Below are 17,205 nucleotides of genomic sequence, written 5' to 3'. Positions count from 1 at the left end.
CCTGCGACCCTCGCCCATGACCGACGCTCCTCCCCTGCGCCAACGCCTGCTCTCCATCGACGCCCTGCGCGGCTTGGTGATTCTGTTCATGTTGCTCGACCATGTACGCGAGACCTTCTTAATGCACCGCCAGGTCGGCGACCCCATGAACATCGACAGCACTGAGCCGGCGCTGTTTATCAGTCGTACCCTCGCCCACCTGTGCGCGCCGGTGTTTGTGTTGCTGACCGGGCTGTCGGCGTGGTTGTACGGTCAGAAGTACCAGGGACGGCGCGACGTGTCCGCGTTTTTGTTCAAGCGCGGGCTGTTTCTGGTGGTGTTGGAATTCACCTTGGTCAACTTCGCCTGGACCTTCCAACTGCCGCCCAGCGGGATCTACCTACAGGTGATCTGGGCCATCGGCGTAAGCATGCTCGCCCTGGCCGCGCTGGTGTGGTTGCCGCGCCCATTGTTGATTGTGTTCGCGCTGCTGCTTATCGCCGGGCACAACCTGCTCGATGGTGTGCACTTCGCGCCAGGGTCGGCGCTGCAAACCCTATGGTCGATGCTGCATGAGCGCAGTTGGATCGATGTCAGCGACAACCTGCGCCTGCGCGTCACCTACCCGGTGTTGCCGTGGATCGGTGTGATTGCCCTGGGTTACGGCCTAGGACCGTGGTTTGCCAATGCCACGCCGCCCGGCACCCGTCAGCGTTATCTGCTACTGGCGGGCGTGAGCGCGCTGGTGGGGTTTGTGGTGTTGCGCACCATCAACGGCTACGGCGAAAAGCCGTGGCAGGCGTATGACGCAGGCGTGCAAACGATGATGAGTTTTTTCAATGTGACCAAGTATCCGCCTTCACTGTTGTTTCTGGCGTTGACCCTGGGCATGGGTCTGCTGCTGTTACTGGCATTTGAACGCGCCGGGCCTCGACGCTGGATCGGGGTGTTGGCGGTGATGGGTTCGGTGCCGATGTTCTTTTACCTGCTGCATCTTTATGTGCTGAAGGTGCTGTATATCGCCTGTGTCGCGCTGTTCGGTCTCAACCATGGCAACTACTTCGGCTTCGACTCTGTGGGTGCAGTGTGGCTGCTGGCGTTGATGTTGCCCCTGGCGCTCTACCCGCCCGTGCACTGGTTCGCCAGGCTCAAGGATCGCCGCCGCGACCTGGCCTGGCTTAAGTACCTTTGAGCTTAAGTACCTTTGATCTGACACAAATCTGGGCGGGGGCAAGCCCCCTCCCCATTCAAGCCAACTCGGCACGCAATTGGCGGGCGGCGGCGACCATATGAATCAACGCCGCCTCCGTCTCCGCCCAACCCCGCGTTTTCAAGCCGCAATCGGGGTTGACCCACAGCCGCTCGGCGGGTATGCGCCGGGCCGCCTTGCGCAACAGGTTGGCCATCTCCGAAGCATCCGGCACGCGGGGCGAGTGGATGTCATACACGCCCGGGCCAATCTCGTTGGGATAATCGAAGGCTTCGAAGGCTTCCAGCAGTTCCATGTCCGAACGTGAGGTTTCGATGGTAATCACATCGGCATCCATGGCCGCGATGGACTCGATCACGTCGTTGAACTCGCTGTAGCACATGTGCGTGTGGATCTGGGTTTCATCGCGCACGCCAGCAGCACATAGGCGGAACGCTTCGGTGGCCCAGTCCAGGTAGGACTGCCACTGCGCCTGACGCAACGGCAAGCCTTCGCGGAACGCCGCTTCGTCAATCTGCACGATGCGGATGCCCGCGGCTTCCAGGTCCAGCACTTCATCGCCAATCGCCAGGGCCAGTTGCCGAGCCTGCGCTTCGCGGCTCACGTCTTCGCGCGGGAATGACCACATCAGCATGGTCACCGGGCCGGTCAACATGCCTTTCATTACCTTGCGGGTCAGGCCCTGGGCGTAGCGGATCCACTCGACGGTCATAGCGTGCGGACGGCTCAGATCGCCGACAATCACCGCCGGTTTCACGCAACGCGAACCATAGCTCTGCACCCAGCCAAAACGGGTGAACGCATAGCCATCCAGCTGCTCGGCAAAATACTCAACCATGTCGTTACGTTCGGCTTCGCCGTGTACCAGCACGTCCAGCCCGAGGTGTTCCTGCACCTCGACGGCGTGACGAATCTCACTGTGCATGGCTTCGACGTATTCGGCCTCACTCAACTTGCCTTGCTTGTAGGACTGACGCGCCAGGCGGATCGACGCAGTCTGCGGGAATGAACCGATGGTGGTCGTGGGAAACAGCGGTAGATTCAGGCCGGCGCGCTGTTGCTCGATACGCTGGGCAAACGGCGACTGGCGCTGGCTGTCCCTGGCGGTGATGGCCGCCACGCGCGCCTGCACCGCCGGTTTATGGATACGTGGCGACGCCGCGCGAGCGGCCTGCACGGCGCGGCTTTCCGCGAGCGCGGCGCGTACGTTGGCGGCGTCGGGTTGGTCGACTGCCTGGGCCAGCACGGCCACTTCGGCGCATTTCTGTACCGCAAATGCCAGCCAACTTTTCAGCTCGGCATCAAGTTGGTCTTCACGGCCAAGGTCCACCGGGCTGTGCAGCAACGAGCACGACGGCGCCACCCATAACCGATCGCCAAGGCGTTCGTGGGCGTGCTGCAACGTTGCCAGGGTTTTTTCCAAGTCGCAGCGCCAGACGTTGCGGCCGTTGACCACGCCAAGGGACAACACTTTGTAAGCCGGCAAACGGTCGAGGATGGTCGGGTATTGCTCCGGCGCACGCACCAGGTCGATGTGCAGGCCGTCCACCGGCAGGTTGGCGGCCAGGCCGAGGTTTTCTTCCAGGCCACCGAAGTAGGTGGCGAGCAGTTTTTTCAGCGGGTCGCGCTGGATTTGGTTGTAAGCGCGTTCGAAAGCGTTTTTCCACGCCTGCGGTAGGTCGAGCACCAGGATCGGTTCGTCGATCTGTACCCACTCCACCCCCAACTCGGCCAGGCGCTGGAAGATCTGGCCGTACAGCGGCAACAGGCGGTCAAGTAAATCGAGCTTGTCGAATTCGCCGCCCTTGGCTTTGCCCAGCCACAGGTAAGTCAGCGGACCAATGATCACTGGCTTAACGCTGTGGCCCAGCTCGCGGGCTTCCTTGACCTCATCGAACAACTGATCCCAGCCAAGGTGGAAGTGCTGGTCGGCGCTGAACTCAGGCACCAGGTAGTGGTAGTTGGTGTCGAACCACTTGGTCATTTCCTGGGCGTGGGCACCGCCGCAGCAACTGTCGCTGACACCCCGGGCCATGGCGAACAGGGTATGCAGCGTGGCCTGGCCATCGGCTGGGCGAAAGCGCTCGGGGATCACGCCGAACATCAGCGAGTGGGTCAGCACCTGGTCGTACCAGGCAAAATCGCCGGCCGGCAACAGCTCGATGCCCGCCTGTTTCTGCACATCCCAATGGGCCTTGCGCAGGTCGCGGCCAACGGCAAGCAGGCCGGCCTCGTCGAGTTCGCCCTTCCAGAATGCTTCCTGGGCTTTTTTCAATTCACGATCGCGTCCAATGCGTGGAAACCCGAGGGAATGTGCGACTGCCATGACGTGCAACTCCAATGCCGTAAGTAATGGCAGGCATTGTCGGCAGACACTGATCGTGAAACAAACTCATTTTATTCTAGATGATCACGAATATAGCTCATGATCAGATATTGGCCATTAGCAACGCAGCAAGCCTTCCTTAAGCCCTACCGCCATCACCTCTTGCGCCGAAACATTAAGCCACGCCTCCACGCCTGGCTCGCCAACCGAGGCCAGCCAACGCCCGACCATCTGATACCCCAACGCATACCCCAACCACCGAGGCTTGTCGCCAGTGCCGAAAAACCAGGCGCTATGGTCGTAATACCGCGCCTCAAGTTCACCCATGGGCACAGGCGCGGTTTGCAGCGCTTCAAGGCTGAACGCCCGCTCCCAGGGTTCCGCTGCGCTGCCCAACAGATGCGCCACGAACTGTCCCGCCAGCCCTTCGCTGACCAGCGCTTCTCCCAACGTCCAGCCGTAGCCGGGACCGGCCATGCGCAGGCAGTGATGCACCTCGTGCACAATGTGACGTTGCAGCGCGCCGTTGTGGAGGCTGTCGGCAAAGTGCGGGTTGTCGGGGTCCAGGGTCATGGAGAACATCGTGCTGCGGTAGGCCCGTCCGACCAGACCCAGTTCGGTAAGGGTTTCGCCGGGCAGACGCTGGATCAGTACGTCGAGGCGCGGCGGCGGCATCCAGCCGGCAATCGCGCGGTAAGCACTTTCGAATGCCGCGCTCACCTCGCGGCGACACTCGGCCAAGGGGCCCGAGGCCTCCAGCCAGTGCAGTGTCCATGCATCCATTCTCACCTCTCGTCGTCCTGCATCGGTTCCATCATCGAAGGGGGCCATCATACTGACGGCCTGTCATATTGGCAGGCCAGATTAAACGGGGGCGGCAAAATCCGCCCACTAACCTTTCGATCTGTTCCAAGTGCGGGCACAATGCGTGTCCTTTTTTGGCAGGCACCGCCGCAGGCTCTGAAAAATGATCAAAACGCCGTACTACCTCATCGATAAACAGAAGCTTCTGGTCAACATGCAGAAGATCGCCTACGTGCGCGAGCAGTCCGGCGCCAAGGCGCTGTTGGCGCTCAAGTGCTTTGCGACCTGGTCGGTGTTCGACCTGATGCAGCAATACATGGACGGCACCACGTCGTCGTCGCTGTATGAGTTGAAGCTCGGCCGCCAGAAGTTCGAAGGTGAGGCGCACGCCTACAGCGTGGCCTGGGCCGACGATGAAATCGAAGAGATGCTGGAGAACTGCGACAAGATCATCTTCAACTCCATCAGCCAGTTGCAGCGTTTTGCCGAACGTTCCGAAGGCAAGACCCGCGGCCTGCGAGTCAACCCGCAGGTGAGCAGCTCCGACTACCTGCTGGCCGACCCGGCGCGTCCGTTCAGCCGCCTGGGCGAATGGGACCCGGTGAAGATCGAAGGCGTGATCGAGCAGATCAGCGGCTTCATGTTCCACAACAACTGTGAGAACGGCGATTTCAGCCTGTTCGACAAGATGCTCGGCACTATCGAAGAACGCTTCGGCGCGCTGCTGCACAAGGTCAAGTGGGTCAGCCTCGGCGGCGGCATCCACTTCACCGGCGAAGGCTATGCGCTGGACGCATTCTGCGCACGCTTGAAGGCGTTCTCCGAGAAGTACGGCGTGCAGGTCTACCTGGAACCGGGTGAAGCGGCGATCACCAACAGTGCGTCCCTGGAAGTCACCGTGCTCGACACCCTCTACAACGGCAAACACCTCGCCGTCGTGGACAGCTCCATCGAAGCCCACCTGCTGGACCTGCTGATCTACCGTCTGAACGCCAAGCTGGCGCCAAGCGAAGGCGAACACACCTACATGGTGTGCGGCAAATCCTGCCTGGCCGGGGATATCTTCGGCGAATATCAATTCGATCGTCCGCTGGCCATCGGCGATCGGCTGTCGTTCATCGACACCGCGGGCTACACCATGGTCAAGAAAAACTGGTTCAACGGCCTGAAAATGCCGTCCATCGTAGTGAAACAACTCGACGGTACAGTCGAGGTGGTTCGTGAATTTGGTTACGACGACTACCTGTCCAGCCTTTCGTAAGCTGGCGGATAAAGGAGAGATAAAGCAATTGAAAAAGAACGTTCTTATCATTGGTGCAGGAGGTGTCGCCAAGGTGGTGGCCCACAAGTGCGCGCAGCACAACGACGAACTCGGTCGTATTGCTATCGCGTCGCGCAACATCTCCAAATGCCAGGCCATCATCGACAGCGTCAAGGCCAAGGGTAGCCTCAAGGTTCCCGCCGATATCCAAGCCTTCGCGCTGAACGCCCTGGACGTGGAAGCGACCAAGGCCCTGATCCGCGAGACCGAATCGCAGATCGTCATCAACGTCGGTTCCGCGTTCCTCAACATGTCGGTCCTGCGTGCCTGCATCGACACGGGCGTAGCGTACCTCGACACCGCCATCCACGAAGAGCCGGGCAAGGTCTGCGAGACACCGCCGTGGTACGGCAACTACGAATGGAACCACCTGCAAGAGTGCCAACAGAAGAACATCACCGCCATTCTCGGCGTGGGCTTCGACCCGGGTGTCGTCAACGCGTATGCCGCGCTGGCGCAGCAACAGCATTTCGACCGCATTGATTCGATCGACATCCTCGACGTCAATGCCGGCTCCCATGGCAAGTACTTCGCCACCAATTTCGACCCGGAAATCAACTTCCGCGAATTCACCGGACAGGTGTGGAGCTGGCAGAACAGCCAGTGGACCAGCAACACCATGTTCGAAGTCAAACGCACCGACGACCTGCCTGTGGTCGGTTCGCAGAATCTGTACCTGACCGGCCACGATGAAGTGCACTCGCTGTCGAAAAACCTCGACGTGCCCAACGTGCGTTTCTGGATGAGCTTCGGCGAGCACTACATCAACGTGTTCACCGTGCTGAACAACCTCGGCCTGCTCTCCGAAAAACCGGTCACCACCGCCGAAGGCCTGGAAGTAGTGCCGTTGAAGGTGGTCAAGGCCGTGCTGCCCGACCCGTCTTCGCTCGCCCCTGGCTACACCGGCAAGACCTGCATCGGCGACCTGGTCAAAGGCACCAAGGACGGCCAGCCGCGTGAGGTCTTCATCTACAACGTCGCCGACCACGAAGAAGCCTTCGCCGAAACCGACAGCCAGGGCATCTCCTACACCGCCGGGGTACCACCGGTAGCCGCCGCGCTGCTGGTAGCCCGTGGCGAATGGGACGTGCAACGCATGGCCAACGTCGAGGAACTACCGGCCGAACCGTTCCTGAAAGCACTGGATGTGATGGGCTTGCCGACTCGGATCAAAGACGAGCACGGTGATCGGGCCTGGGATGCAATGGCCTGATAGGCAATAGCGGACCGAACAAAAAAATGCGCCCGAAGGGGCGCATTCTTTGTTTGGGCGGATACCTCTCTCCAACTGTGGGAGGGGCGGCCTTTGTTATTTCAGGTTCCGGACCGAATGAGACGCTTGCGAGCAGTTCAAACAAGTCAGCATCAACCAAATGATGACCTACTGCTCAACGGCCCAGTTTGAGTCAGCGTGCTGCGAAGGCAGTAGCCAGTGACGTGTAGTGCTCCATCCCAGAAACACCCTCGCACCATCGGCTGTTGATCCCTGCTGAGGCAATACTTCGCCTGCGACGGCCTTACGCAAACCACTCATCAACGGTAGAAATTTTTCTCGGAAAGCCACAGGCTGTGTGGCGAAATAAGCCTCGACAGACCTCAACGCATCTTGGCATCCATATTCGTCAAGCATCGCAAGGTAAAACACCATCTGACGCCAGGCGTAGGCCGTATTCTTGAGCATTATCAACCGAGCATGATAGAGCTCAGTCTGCATTTGGTGCCGTTTGCAGATCCACTCAAAACACGTCTGGACCATGCTTCCTAGTCTAGGCTTCAGTAAAACTTTCAATCCAAGCTCATCAAAAAGCAGTGCGAGGTTTTGAGTGGTTAAAATCTGCTGCTGCTCAAGGATGGTGCCATTAGTTGCAGGGTGCCAAGTGCCCAATTTAGCCCCCGCGCGCTTCGCACATAGGGCGGCGAAGGCATCGTTTGAAACTCGCGCATGTCGTCGCCCGGTGGTGACCAGACGGGCCAGTTCATCGGTATCAATCGCGTAGTAGCGTGCGTATAGGGTACCTGCTATTCCCCCTCCCGCTCGCCGGGCGTTGTCAGCGAACTTACGTGAAAACTGCCCCATGAAGATATCTGCAGCGACCTCTTCCACGAAGGGAAGATCGAGTCCCGCAGTTTTCGCCAGTGTTCCAAACTCCTGGAGAAGCTTGTTAGGAAGGATGGCATAAGGGAAGGAATGAATCGTCAATGCCGATGATTCAACGAGAGCTTGCCTGGCGGCACTCGCGGCACCAACGCCTGACTGTCGATCACCCTCAATTGCAGCAATCCATGGCAACTCACCGAAACCGATCTGGTGCTGAAGGTTCAATAGCAATAACGAACGCCGCCGGCGGAAAGCCTGATAGGTCGAGGCGTAGAGCATCCTTAGTGCTTCGTCGCGTAACCCCGAGCTGCTGAGCTGAGCTGTCATAGCGGGCAGCACCCGTGCGACTGCGTCACCCGAAGTGATGAGTCCATGCTCGATCAACTCGTTGATTGTCCCACTGCGACAGCGTTTAACTCGCCGCTGGATCGCCGCGGGTATCGCTACACATCCGCCCGGCGCGCACTCGAAGGCCTCGTCAGCCGTGAGCGGAGCGACCAAATCGACAAAATCCGAAATACCACTTTGCGCCGGATACGTGCAGAGACGCTTTGCCACGGCACGCGCAATTAGGTGATGCTCTGGCCCTGCAACCTGGCGAAGCTGATTTGCACGGAACGCAAGGTGAGAGGCCGAATCCGGCGCGCCATGCTTGCGCACGAAGTCATCGACAATTCGCCTAATGCGACCTACCTGACGTCCTGTGAGCGATTCAGCGTCGCGGGCGCATTGCTCGAGCAGAAGAAACAACTCCTCCACACGATCGGGGGGGCATTTGTTGAGTCCAAGGCTTTTATAACGCGTAACTAATTCGGCTGCCTGCTCGCGCCACTGAGCCGGATAACTGCGGCACGGCCAGCCAGCCTGATAAGTCAGGAGGAAATGCGCAACGGCTGAATCATATAGGGGCAGACGGGCTTCAATACTCAGTTTCTGAGCAACGATCTGAGCGCGAGGCGGCAGGTTCGAAAGCAATTCCTTGACCTCACCGGCATCAACTATGTGAACCTGTGTGGCTGAAACCGGGAGCTGCCCGGAGATTGACGGAAAGAAACGCAATCGATCGAAGAAGGGAACAATCAGGTCTATCAGTGCCCTGGCTTCATCGTTGCGCTGTTGGCCTGACAGCCAGGCCACTGTCAGTAACGCAGCCTCTTCCGGCACATCAACTCTATAGTCACAAGTGCTCAGACGCTGGTGTAGAGCATCAAGGCCATCATCCGTCAGGTGCCAGGCATTGATGTCCAACCGCTCGAACCCCGGGCGAATACCTGGAATAGAGGCGGCCAATTCCCGCTCATAGTCAGTCAATTCACCACCGGCCAAAAGATTGCCGGTGGCAAAGCCCCCCGTAACGACTTCCAGCGTAACCCAGGCGGGAAGTCCGGCAATCGGAGCGCGCGAGCCGTACTCAGCGGTGCCTTGCAGCATGTGCGTAATTACCTGCTGCCACTGTGAAATACGTCTGCCGGCATTAAAACGAGCAAGGGGACCGCAATTTTTATCGTGCGCAATCAGCGCTTTGGACAGTTGGAAAACCGCATAACCTGCGCCCATACCAGTTACCCTGTGTGCTCTGGGCATGCGTCCAGATTGCCTTGCAATGTGATGGGTCCGGAGGCTGGATTCGAACCAGCGCCCACCCGGTCCTGAGCCGAGTGTTCTACCGCTGAACTACTCCGGAACAGCGGGCGCATTGTCTGGCAATTGCTGAAGAATGTGAAGGTGCGAGGTCATCATTAAATAATGGCTGACGACCAGGTACTTCTTTCTTGTAGGAACCGCCAGAGATATCTGCCCGTTATTCGGCCCCGTGACTTTTCGAATCACTCCACAATCAGCTGAATCCTGCTGCCCGTAACGCTGAGAGCTGTCAATTCTCCCAGCTTACGGCGCACGCAAAACCCGCTAGGCTTAACCATGGAGTGGCTGACCTGCAGGTGTGCTGCCCATTCATCCTGTGGGTAGGGCACGCTCATGAATCTCGACAACAACCGCACCGCCCGTGCCGTCGCACTGGTGTACAGCGCCTGCTGTTACATGGCGTTCCTAGTCACATGCTTATATTTGATCGGCTTCGTCGGCAGTGTCGCGGTGCCCAAAAACATCAACGATGGCCCCCTCCTCGCTTGGCCACTCGCCATGCTGATCAACTGCGCACTGATTCTGCTGTTCGGCGTCCAGCATACGGTCATGGCACGCAAAGGCTTCAAGCGGTGGCTGGCGGCAGTCTTTCCGACGTCCTTTGAACGCTCCACGTATGTATTGCTCAGCAGCCTGGTGCTTGTACTGATGGTCTGGCTGTGGCAACCGATGACGCTCACCGTTTGGGAGGTGGAAACGACGTGGGCCAAGACCCTGTTAATTGGCCTGTTCTGGTTGGGTTGGAGCATCGCTTTACTGACAACCTTTTTAATCGACCACTTCGAGCTGTTCGGACTCAAGCAGGCTATTGACCGTTGGCGCAAAGCCACACCAAAGGCGCCAGTATTCAGGACGCCACTGTTTTACAAAATCGTGCGTCACCCGCTGTACACGGGTTTCCTGATCGCTTTTTGGGCAACACCGCATATGACGGCTGGGCACCTGTTGTTTGCGATGGGGATGACGGTTTACATCTTCATTGGCGCCAGCTTTGAAGAAAAGGATCTGGTGGCGTTGTTTGGTGAGCGTTATCGGCGGTACCAGCAGGAGGTGGGCATGATTTTGCCGTGGGCGAAATCACGCAAAAAAGACGCTGAATAAACCTCTGTGGCGAGCGGGCTGGTCGTTCCCACGCGCGTGGGAACATCTCAAAACACCGACCACCCAATCCGCTCACTCAACAACTCCAACGCCTTGATCCCCGCCAGCGAATTCCCCGCCGCGTTCAACTCCGGCGACCACACGCACACCGTGAATTGACCCGGCACCACCGCGACGATTCCGCCGCCCACACCGCTCTTGCCCGGCAAGCCCACGCGATAGGCAAAGTTGCCCGCTTCGTCATACAGCCCGCTGGTGGCCATGATCGAGTTGACTTGCTTGGTCTGGCGCGCGCTAAGGACCTGTTCGCCGCTGTGGGCGCTGACGCCTTCGTTGGCCAGGAAGCTGAACGCCTTGGCCAGGTCCAGGCAGCTCATTTGCAGCGCGCAATAGTTGAAATAGCTGTGGAGCACCGCGTCCACGTCGTTGTGGAAGTTGCCGAAGGATTTCATCAGATACGCCATGGCTGCGTTGCGCGCGCCATGCTGGGCTTCGGAGTCGGCGACCACGCTATTGACCAGGATCTGCGGGTTGCCGGACAGGCGCCGCACGAAATCGCGCATCGATAGGATTGGCACGGCGAAGCGAGATTGGTTGATGTCGCAGATCACCAACGCGCCGGCATTGATGAATGGGTTGCGCGGGCGGCCGCGTTCGAATTCCAGCTGCACCAGGGAGTTGAACGGCTGCCCCGACGGCTCGTGACCGAGGCGTTCCCAGATGCTCTCGCCGCCGTGTTCGATGGCCTGCACCAGGCTGAACACCTTGGAAATACTCTGCACCGAGAACAGCGTATCGGCGTCGCCGGCGCAGTAAGCCGAGCCGTCGTTGCCGTACACCGCGATACCGAGTTGGTCGGCCGGCACGTCGGCCAGCGCGGGGATATAGTCGGCGACTTTGCCGAGGCCGATCAAAGGGCGCACTTCGTCGAGAATCGACTCCAGCAGCGCCTGCATGTCTTGTCCTGTCATCGTGGATTGAATCAGTGGTAAACGGGGCGCGCAGGATACTTCAGTGGGCGCGAAAGCCCCACACAATCTCTACCACTCGCTCGGCCACGACCAGATACACCAGGATCAACAGCACTTGCAGCGCCAGGTGATAGCGCAACTTAGCGAGGCGGCGGATGCCATCGCTGACGTTCAATAGCATCAGCATGCTCGACAACACAATCAGCCCCCACCCCGCTACGTTAGCGGCGAACACTCCGATAAACAGCGGCTGCTGCCCGAGCAACGTATTGGTGCCAGCGGCGAACAGCAGCGCGCACACCAGCAGGTTTTTCACGTTATCGAAAATCTGCGCACTCAAGTCGTTTTCCAGCAGGGCCACATATCGCTTCCAGAACGTACGCATCAGTCATCACCGGGCAGGGATCGGTCGTCAATCAAAGTAGTTCAAATGCCCAGGTGCTGCACCGTCCCATGAACTTAGATAGGCGCCAGGTTGACCCTCGCGCAACCTTCCACATAGGTGCGTTCCAAGGCTATCGCCAGCAGAACGACCGCAGCCAACAATGATGGCTCATAGCCATGTTTTGAGATAGGATCAGCGCCCTTGACCTCAACAAGGACGATGAACACATATGTCAGGCGAAGTAGGTTTTTCAGAGTGGCACCCGTGGTCCGACCGTGGCGAACTGCCTGGTAAACACTTGCCCGGGGTGTATTTCATCGCGCGCAGCAAACACAAACCAGATACTCACCGAAATTGCGATGCGACTATCTATATCGGTGAGACCACCGGTCAGAGCCTGGCTGATCGGCTGCGTCAATTCAATGTATCGGCTTTCAGCGAACGGGCCGGACACTCGGGAGGGAACACCTTCAGGCTGACGCTGCTTGAAACAACGCCCGCCGAACATATCTGGGTGTCTACTTGCCCGGTGAGTATGGGCATGCCTTACACCACCGCCTACATCAAGCATTTGGAGCGCAAGCTGCTCTGGGAATATGTATGCACATGGGGAAGGTACCCGGCGTGCAATCACAGCTGATTGCACATTCCGCACACATCATTGACCAGGCAAGCACTTAAGACATGACCCCATTGTTTTCGAAAACCACACCTTCAGAAGCCACACTGATCGCTGCTCGGATTGCTCCCGTGTTTGACGCGGTGCTGAACGAGTACGACTTCCTCAAGTATCCGGCAGCCCATTACCAAGCATTCAAGACCTCTTACTCAGCGCGAACGGCCCAGAACCCACAGATTGCAGATTCGCTGCTGTGGAAGTGGGGCCATTGGGGCAAACCGAACTACCCACAACGCCATCGCAACCTGATTGCAGAGGTAGAGGGGCTCTGGCCACGGTTCATCGGTTCCGGTTGCGCTCAAGCGCCAGACCAAACCTTCCAGTGGTGGCAGGCGCAGTTCAAACGACAAACGACCTACATCACGTCGGCCTACATTACGCACCTTGTACATCACAGCGCGCCCCTGCCCATTATCGACCAGCACAACTTTCGCGCGATGAACGCCCTGTTCGAGACAGTGCGCCCGTCCCAGAAACGCAAGAAACGGCCATCCAGCTGGAATGACATTCAAGTGCTCAAAGACTTTATGTCGCAGGTCCTGCTAGCCATGCCTCAGCGCAGCTTTTCTGAACTGGACCGATTCCTGATGATGTATGGACGCAACCACGTCCCTCGCTGACAAAACCCGGAGTAGCCAATTGGTTGGCTACTCCCGCGGCACCACCCCCGTCCCAAACCGCCGAATCGCCAGGCAATAGCCCACCAACGCCAGCGCCGCCAGCAATCCGCCCGCAGCGCCGATCCAGGCGAAGCCGAAATGGCTGCCGACCCAACTGCCCATCAGGGCGCCGCCGCCGATGCCGATGTTGTAGATACCGGAGAACATCGCCATGGCCACATCCGTGGCGTCGGGTGCCAGCACCAGCACCTTGGACTGCATGGCCAGGCCGAAGCCCATGATCGCCATGCCCCAGAACACGCTCAAGCCCACCAGGTAGGATTCGGCGCCACTCAACGGCAGCAACAGCGCCAGGCAGGCCGCCAGCAGGAACACCGTCCCGACCACGAACAGGTGCGGGTTGAAGCGATGTACCAGGCTGAACAACAGCGAGCCGATGATGCCGGCGCCGCCGAACACCAACAGGATCAGGGTCACGGCGCCGCCGCCCAGGCCCGCCACCCCTTCGACGAACGGTTCGATGTAGCTGTAGGCGGTGAATTGCGCGGTGACGGTCATTGCCGTAAGCACGTACAACGCCACCAGCGCCGGGCGCTTGAACAGCAGTGGCAGGCTGCGCAGGGAGCCGGAGTTCTGGCTCGGCAACAGCGGCAAGGTGCGCGCCAACCAGAACACCAGGCCCGCCGCAAAGGCAGCGATCACCAGGAACGTGGTGCGCCAGCCCATGGCTTCGCCGAGCAGGCGCCCCAGGGGAATGCCCAGCACCATCGCCAGGGATGTGCCGGTGGCCAACAGGCCCAGGGCTTGCACTTGCTTGCCCTGCGGCGCCAGGCGCACGGCCAGGGACGCGGTGATCGACCAGAACAGCGCATGAGACAAGGCGATGCCGATACGACTGACCATCAATAGGCCGAAGCTGGTGGCGACACTGGACAGGATATGGCTGGCGATAAACAACCCAAACAGCACGATCAGCAACTTACGCCGCTCAATGTTGCGGGTCAGCAGCATCACCGGCAGCGAGGTCAGCGAGACGATCCACGCATAAATCGTGAGCATCAGACCAACGTTGGCGATGGGCATGTCGAAGCTGACGCCAATCGCACTGAGCAGCCCGACGGGTACGAATTCAGTGGTGTTGAATACAAAAGCGGCCAACGCCAGGGCGATGACCGGTTGCCAGTTGGGCTGGGGAGTTGCGGTTGAAAGGCTCATTGACGGGCGCGGTACTCTGACGGTGATCGAGCGGCCACCCAGGACAAGCGCCGCCGCCGAGCATTCTATAGGTTTCTGGGTCGGGTGTTGATGCTCTTGAGCAGCGCAGCATCAGAACGTGGTGACAGCGAGCATATAAACTCCCGATTTGACCTGACCCGAGGCAGCGCAGCAGAACATCAAGGATCCACCTGCGCCATCAACTCCGGAATACTTTCCGCACGCTTGGCATAACGCTGTGCCAGCGCCGCACACACCATCAGTTGGATCTGGTGAAACAGCATCAACGGTAGAATCAATACGCCCATGCTCGCCCCGGCAAACAGCACCTGGGCCATCGGCACGCCGGTCGCCAGGCTTTTTTTCGAGCCGCAGAACAGGATGGTGATGCGATCCTCCTGATTGAACCCAAACGCCTTGCCAAGCACGGTTGAGGCCACCAACACCAGCGCCAGCAGCACGCAGCAGGCCACCACCAGCCCGCCCAGCTCCCACAATGGGATCTGGTGCCAAATGCCTTCGTTGACCGCCTCGCTGAACGCGCCGTACACCACCAGCAGAATCGAGCCCTGGTCAACGAACTTCAGCCACGCCTTGTTGCGCCCTACCCACTCGCCGATCCAGCGCCGCGCGATCTGCCCGGCGATAAACGGCAGCAGCAACTGCACGCTGATTTTCACGATAGCGTCGACGGTGGAGCCGCCGTCGCCATGGACATTGAGTAATAAGGTCACCAGTAACGGTGTGAGGAAGATCCCAAACAGGCTCGACGCCGCCGCGCTGCAGATCGCCGCCGGGATATTGCCGCGCGCCAGGGAGGTGAAAGCAATCGCCGACTGCACCGTGGCCGGCAACGCGCAGAGGTAGAGCATGCCCATGTACAGGTCTTTGCCGATCAACGGCGACAGCACCGGTTTAAGTGCCAGGCCCAGCAATGGGAAAAGCACAAAGGTCAGACTGAACACCAGCAGATGCAGACGCCAGTGGCCGGCACCGGCCACGATGGCCTGGCGCGACAGTTTGGCGCCGTGCAGGAAAAACAGCAGCGCGATAGCCAGGTTGGTGACCCAGCCGAATGCCACGGCAGTCTGGCCGCTGGCGGGCAGCAAGGAAGCGAGAATCACCGTCGCGATCAACGTGAGGGTGAAGTTGTCGGGTAGAAAGCGAGGCCGAGTCATAGTGAAGTCATCCAGGGGTTGCCAAGAGCGTCATGGCGACTCTAACGTAACGCTTTATTACCGACTAACGCCAACGAGCCAGTAAATGCCGCCTAAAGGACATGCCAATACCGTGCGCCGCAGCATTCCCGGGCTGTCCAGCCTGCCACGGCCGGTATACGGGCGCACTGAATCGCTGCCCAATCGCGCACTGACCCGCCGCCACAGTCACCCGTGGGTGCAATTGTCCTACGCGATTTCCGGGGTGTTGGAGATCCAGACCAGTGCCGGCCGCTTCGTCGCTCCGCCGCAACGAGCCGTATGGATTCCGGCGGGCATGCCGCACCGGGTGTACAGCACGCCCCACACCGAGATGCGCAGCCTGTACCTCGATTGCAGCGTTACCCAATGGGCGGCCGGGCACTGCCACGTACTGGAGGTGAGCAACCTGCTGCGCGAGCTGATCCGCAGCTTCAGCGAACTGCCGGTGGAATACGCCGAGGACGGCCCCGACGGGCGGCTGGCCCAGGTGATCCTCGACCAACTCGCCGCCGCGCCGCAGGTCGACCTGATGCTGCCGCTACCGGTGGACCCGCGCCTGCGCCAAATCTACCGCAGCCTCAACCTCCACCCGGAGCAGCAAACCACCTTGGGGCAATGGAGCGACAAACTGGGGGTCAGCGAAAAAACCCTCAGCCGCCTGTTCCTGCACGACACCGGCCTGACCTTCCGCGCCTGGCGCCAACGCCTGCGCCTGCTCAGCGCCCTGCCCGCCCTAGAACATGGCGAACGGGTCACGGACGTGGCGCTGGCCAGCGGGTATGAGTCGACGTCGGCGTTCATCAATGCGTTTCGCCAGCAGTTCGATGCCACGCCGGGGGAGTTTTTCCGCTGAGCCCCGCGTCAGGATGAAATATCAAATACAGCAGCCAGGCGCTTGCGGCCTTTCGGGGTGACCGTTAACGCGCGGGTATCGAGCGTGCGCATCAGCCAGCGCTCACGCAGCATATGCGTCAGCAACTGCGCGCCCAACGCACCGCCCAGGTGCGAGCAACGCTGGCCGGGCGACGGTGGCCGGGCGACGGTGGCCGCGACAGCGGTCGTTCAGTTGCTGGCAATTCTGTCGTTCTATCGCAACTCATCCACCCGCAAGCGCAAGTAGTGCCCAAACCCGCCCTCGGCTGTTATTGTGCGGCGCTTTGAAAAGCTGCCATGCCACTGCGAGGAAACGGACGTTGAACACTGACGAAAAAATGACCGGGGACCTGTTCGAGGTCGATAAGCGCCTGTCACTCAAACCGGTGGTGGACTTCAACACTTACCTGCGCAGCGCGTTCGGCGACGGCCCTTGCACCTGCATCCGCTGCACTGCCAGCGGTGGCGACGAAAGCGGTTACGCGTTCCAGCACACCTTCAGCTTCGACGGCAAACCCACCCATCGCCGCTTTGCATCCACGGCAGGCAGCGATGTGTTGCAGGCGTTGAAAAAGGCCTGGTTGTCGTATACCAAGGCAGAGCTGCCGACTACCGGTTTGCTGGCCCTGGATACCGTAAAGGAATTTGTCGAGCCGCAACTGCACAAGCGCCTGGCGCCACTGTTTTTGGCCAGCGGCCTGGTCAACGAGGTCGACGGTCACTTGAACCTGTTGCCCCAACTGGCTTAAAGCCCCCGCAATACGCGCCGAACCGGGATGA

Annotated in this window: 16 protein-coding genes and 1 tRNA gene; 9 read left to right on the top strand and 8 right to left on the bottom strand. The window is 59.6% G+C overall.

Annotation, left to right across the window (positions count from 1 at the left end; all coding sequences use genetic code 11):
- Nucleotides 1-16 precede the first annotated feature (16 nt).
- Nucleotides 17-1,171 (top strand): DUF1624 domain-containing protein, encoded by a 1,155-nt coding sequence (locus K1567_RS01180; protein ID WP_220698020.1) that lies wholly within the window; start codon nucleotides 17-19, stop codon nucleotides 1,169-1,171.
- A 55-nt stretch (nucleotides 1,172-1,226) separates the two neighbouring features.
- On the opposite strand, the gene metE is transcribed toward K1567_RS01180, so the two are convergent.
- Together metE and K1567_RS01170 are read right to left on the bottom strand one after the other, a co-directional pair.
- The gene (gene metE, locus K1567_RS01175; protein WP_220698019.1) at nucleotides 1,227-3,515 is read right to left on the bottom strand and encodes a 5-methyltetrahydropteroyltriglutamate--homocysteine S-methyltransferase; all 2,289 of its coding nucleotides are present in this window, start codon (nucleotides 3,513-3,515) and stop codon (nucleotides 1,227-1,229) included.
- Between the two features lie 117 nt (nucleotides 3,516-3,632).
- Nucleotides 3,633-4,298, bottom strand: a complete 666-nt coding sequence (locus tag K1567_RS01170) for a DUF2268 domain-containing putative Zn-dependent protease (RefSeq protein WP_034114100.1) — start codon at nucleotides 4,296-4,298, stop codon at nucleotides 3,633-3,635.
- A gap of 184 nt (nucleotides 4,299-4,482) precedes the next feature.
- On the opposite strand from K1567_RS01170, the gene K1567_RS01165 reads away from it, so the two are divergent.
- Nucleotides 4,483-5,580 carry a carboxynorspermidine decarboxylase gene (locus tag K1567_RS01165; RefSeq protein WP_034098549.1) on the top strand — a complete coding sequence of 366 codons (1,098 nt, stop codon included), beginning with the start codon at nucleotides 4,483-4,485 and terminating at the stop codon, nucleotides 5,578-5,580.
- Between the two features lie 28 nt (nucleotides 5,581-5,608).
- The gene (locus tag K1567_RS01160) at nucleotides 5,609-6,853 is read left to right on the top strand and encodes a saccharopine dehydrogenase family protein (protein ID WP_034098551.1); all 1,245 of its coding nucleotides are present in this window, start codon (nucleotides 5,609-5,611) and stop codon (nucleotides 6,851-6,853) included.
- A gap of 168 nt (nucleotides 6,854-7,021) precedes the next feature.
- On the opposite strand, the gene K1567_RS01155 is transcribed toward K1567_RS01160, so the two are convergent.
- Nucleotides 7,022-9,295, bottom strand: a complete 2,274-nt coding sequence (locus K1567_RS01155; RefSeq protein WP_169868684.1) for a hypothetical protein — start codon at nucleotides 9,293-9,295, stop codon at nucleotides 7,022-7,024.
- 52 nt (nucleotides 9,296-9,347) lie between these two features.
- Nucleotides 9,348-9,422, bottom strand: a tRNA-Leu gene (locus tag K1567_RS01150).
- Between the two features lie 293 nt (nucleotides 9,423-9,715).
- Between K1567_RS01150 and mddA the strand changes: the two genes are divergently transcribed.
- Complete coding sequence (gene mddA, locus K1567_RS01145) at nucleotides 9,716-10,483, top strand: methanethiol S-methyltransferase (protein ID WP_169868683.1); 768 nt, start codon at nucleotides 9,716-9,718, stop codon at nucleotides 10,481-10,483.
- A 47-nt stretch (nucleotides 10,484-10,530) separates the two neighbouring features.
- Here the strand turns inward: mddA and glsB are convergent, their stop codons facing one another.
- Both glsB and K1567_RS01135 read right to left on the bottom strand, forming a co-directional pair.
- Nucleotides 10,531-11,439, bottom strand: a complete 909-nt coding sequence (glsB, locus tag K1567_RS01140) for a glutaminase B (protein ID WP_034098563.1) — start codon at nucleotides 11,437-11,439, stop codon at nucleotides 10,531-10,533.
- A 55-nt stretch (nucleotides 11,440-11,494) separates the two neighbouring features.
- Nucleotides 11,495-11,839 (bottom strand): hypothetical protein, encoded by a 345-nt coding sequence (locus K1567_RS01135; protein ID WP_034098564.1) that lies wholly within the window; start codon nucleotides 11,837-11,839, stop codon nucleotides 11,495-11,497.
- A 229-nt stretch (nucleotides 11,840-12,068) separates the two neighbouring features.
- Between K1567_RS01135 and K1567_RS01130 the strand changes: the two genes are divergently transcribed.
- Together K1567_RS01130 and K1567_RS01125 are read left to right on the top strand one after the other, a co-directional pair.
- Nucleotides 12,069-12,479, top strand: coding sequence for a hypothetical protein (locus tag K1567_RS01130; protein WP_080758750.1), 411 nt, complete (start codon nucleotides 12,069-12,071; stop codon nucleotides 12,477-12,479).
- Between the two features lie 44 nt (nucleotides 12,480-12,523).
- Entirely contained in the window at nucleotides 12,524-13,138 is a 615-nt protein-coding gene (locus K1567_RS01125; protein ID WP_143506393.1) for a hypothetical protein, read from the top strand.
- Between the two features lie 27 nt (nucleotides 13,139-13,165).
- Here K1567_RS01125 and K1567_RS01120 read toward each other — a convergent pair whose 3' ends face one another.
- Both K1567_RS01120 and K1567_RS01115 read right to left on the bottom strand, forming a co-directional pair.
- Entirely contained in the window at nucleotides 13,166-14,353 is a 1,188-nt protein-coding gene (locus K1567_RS01120; protein WP_169868682.1) for a sugar transporter, read from the bottom strand.
- 179 nt (nucleotides 14,354-14,532) lie between these two features.
- Nucleotides 14,533-15,531: a bile acid:sodium symporter family protein gene (locus K1567_RS01115; protein ID WP_034098567.1), complete on the bottom strand. Its 999-nt coding sequence runs from the start codon at nucleotides 15,529-15,531 to the stop codon at nucleotides 14,533-14,535.
- Nucleotides 15,532-15,616: 85 nt separating this feature from the next.
- On the opposite strand from K1567_RS01115, the gene K1567_RS01110 reads away from it, so the two are divergent.
- The 3 genes from K1567_RS01110 to K1567_RS01100 all read left to right on the top strand — a co-directional run bounded on the left by K1567_RS01110 (nucleotide 15,617) and on the right by K1567_RS01100 (nucleotide 17,174).
- The gene (locus K1567_RS01110; RefSeq protein WP_034114127.1) at nucleotides 15,617-16,405 is read left to right on the top strand and encodes a helix-turn-helix domain-containing protein; all 789 of its coding nucleotides are present in this window, start codon (nucleotides 15,617-15,619) and stop codon (nucleotides 16,403-16,405) included.
- Between the two features lie 57 nt (nucleotides 16,406-16,462).
- Nucleotides 16,463-16,672 carry a hypothetical protein gene (locus K1567_RS01105; protein ID WP_220698018.1) on the top strand — a complete coding sequence of 70 codons (210 nt, stop codon included), beginning with the start codon at nucleotides 16,463-16,465 and terminating at the stop codon, nucleotides 16,670-16,672.
- Nucleotides 16,673-16,745: 73 nt separating this feature from the next.
- Nucleotides 16,746-17,174, top strand: a complete 429-nt coding sequence (locus K1567_RS01100; RefSeq protein WP_034098569.1) for a hypothetical protein — start codon at nucleotides 16,746-16,748, stop codon at nucleotides 17,172-17,174.
- The last annotated feature ends 31 nt before the right edge of the window (nucleotides 17,175-17,205 follow it).

Origin of the sequence: Pseudomonas sp. S5F11 (assembly GCF_019641515.1) — a bacterium.
Classification (GTDB): domain Bacteria; phylum Pseudomonadota; class Gammaproteobacteria; order Pseudomonadales; family Pseudomonadaceae; genus Aquipseudomonas; species Aquipseudomonas rhodesiae.
This window is presented reverse-complemented; position numbering and strand designations above follow the sequence as displayed.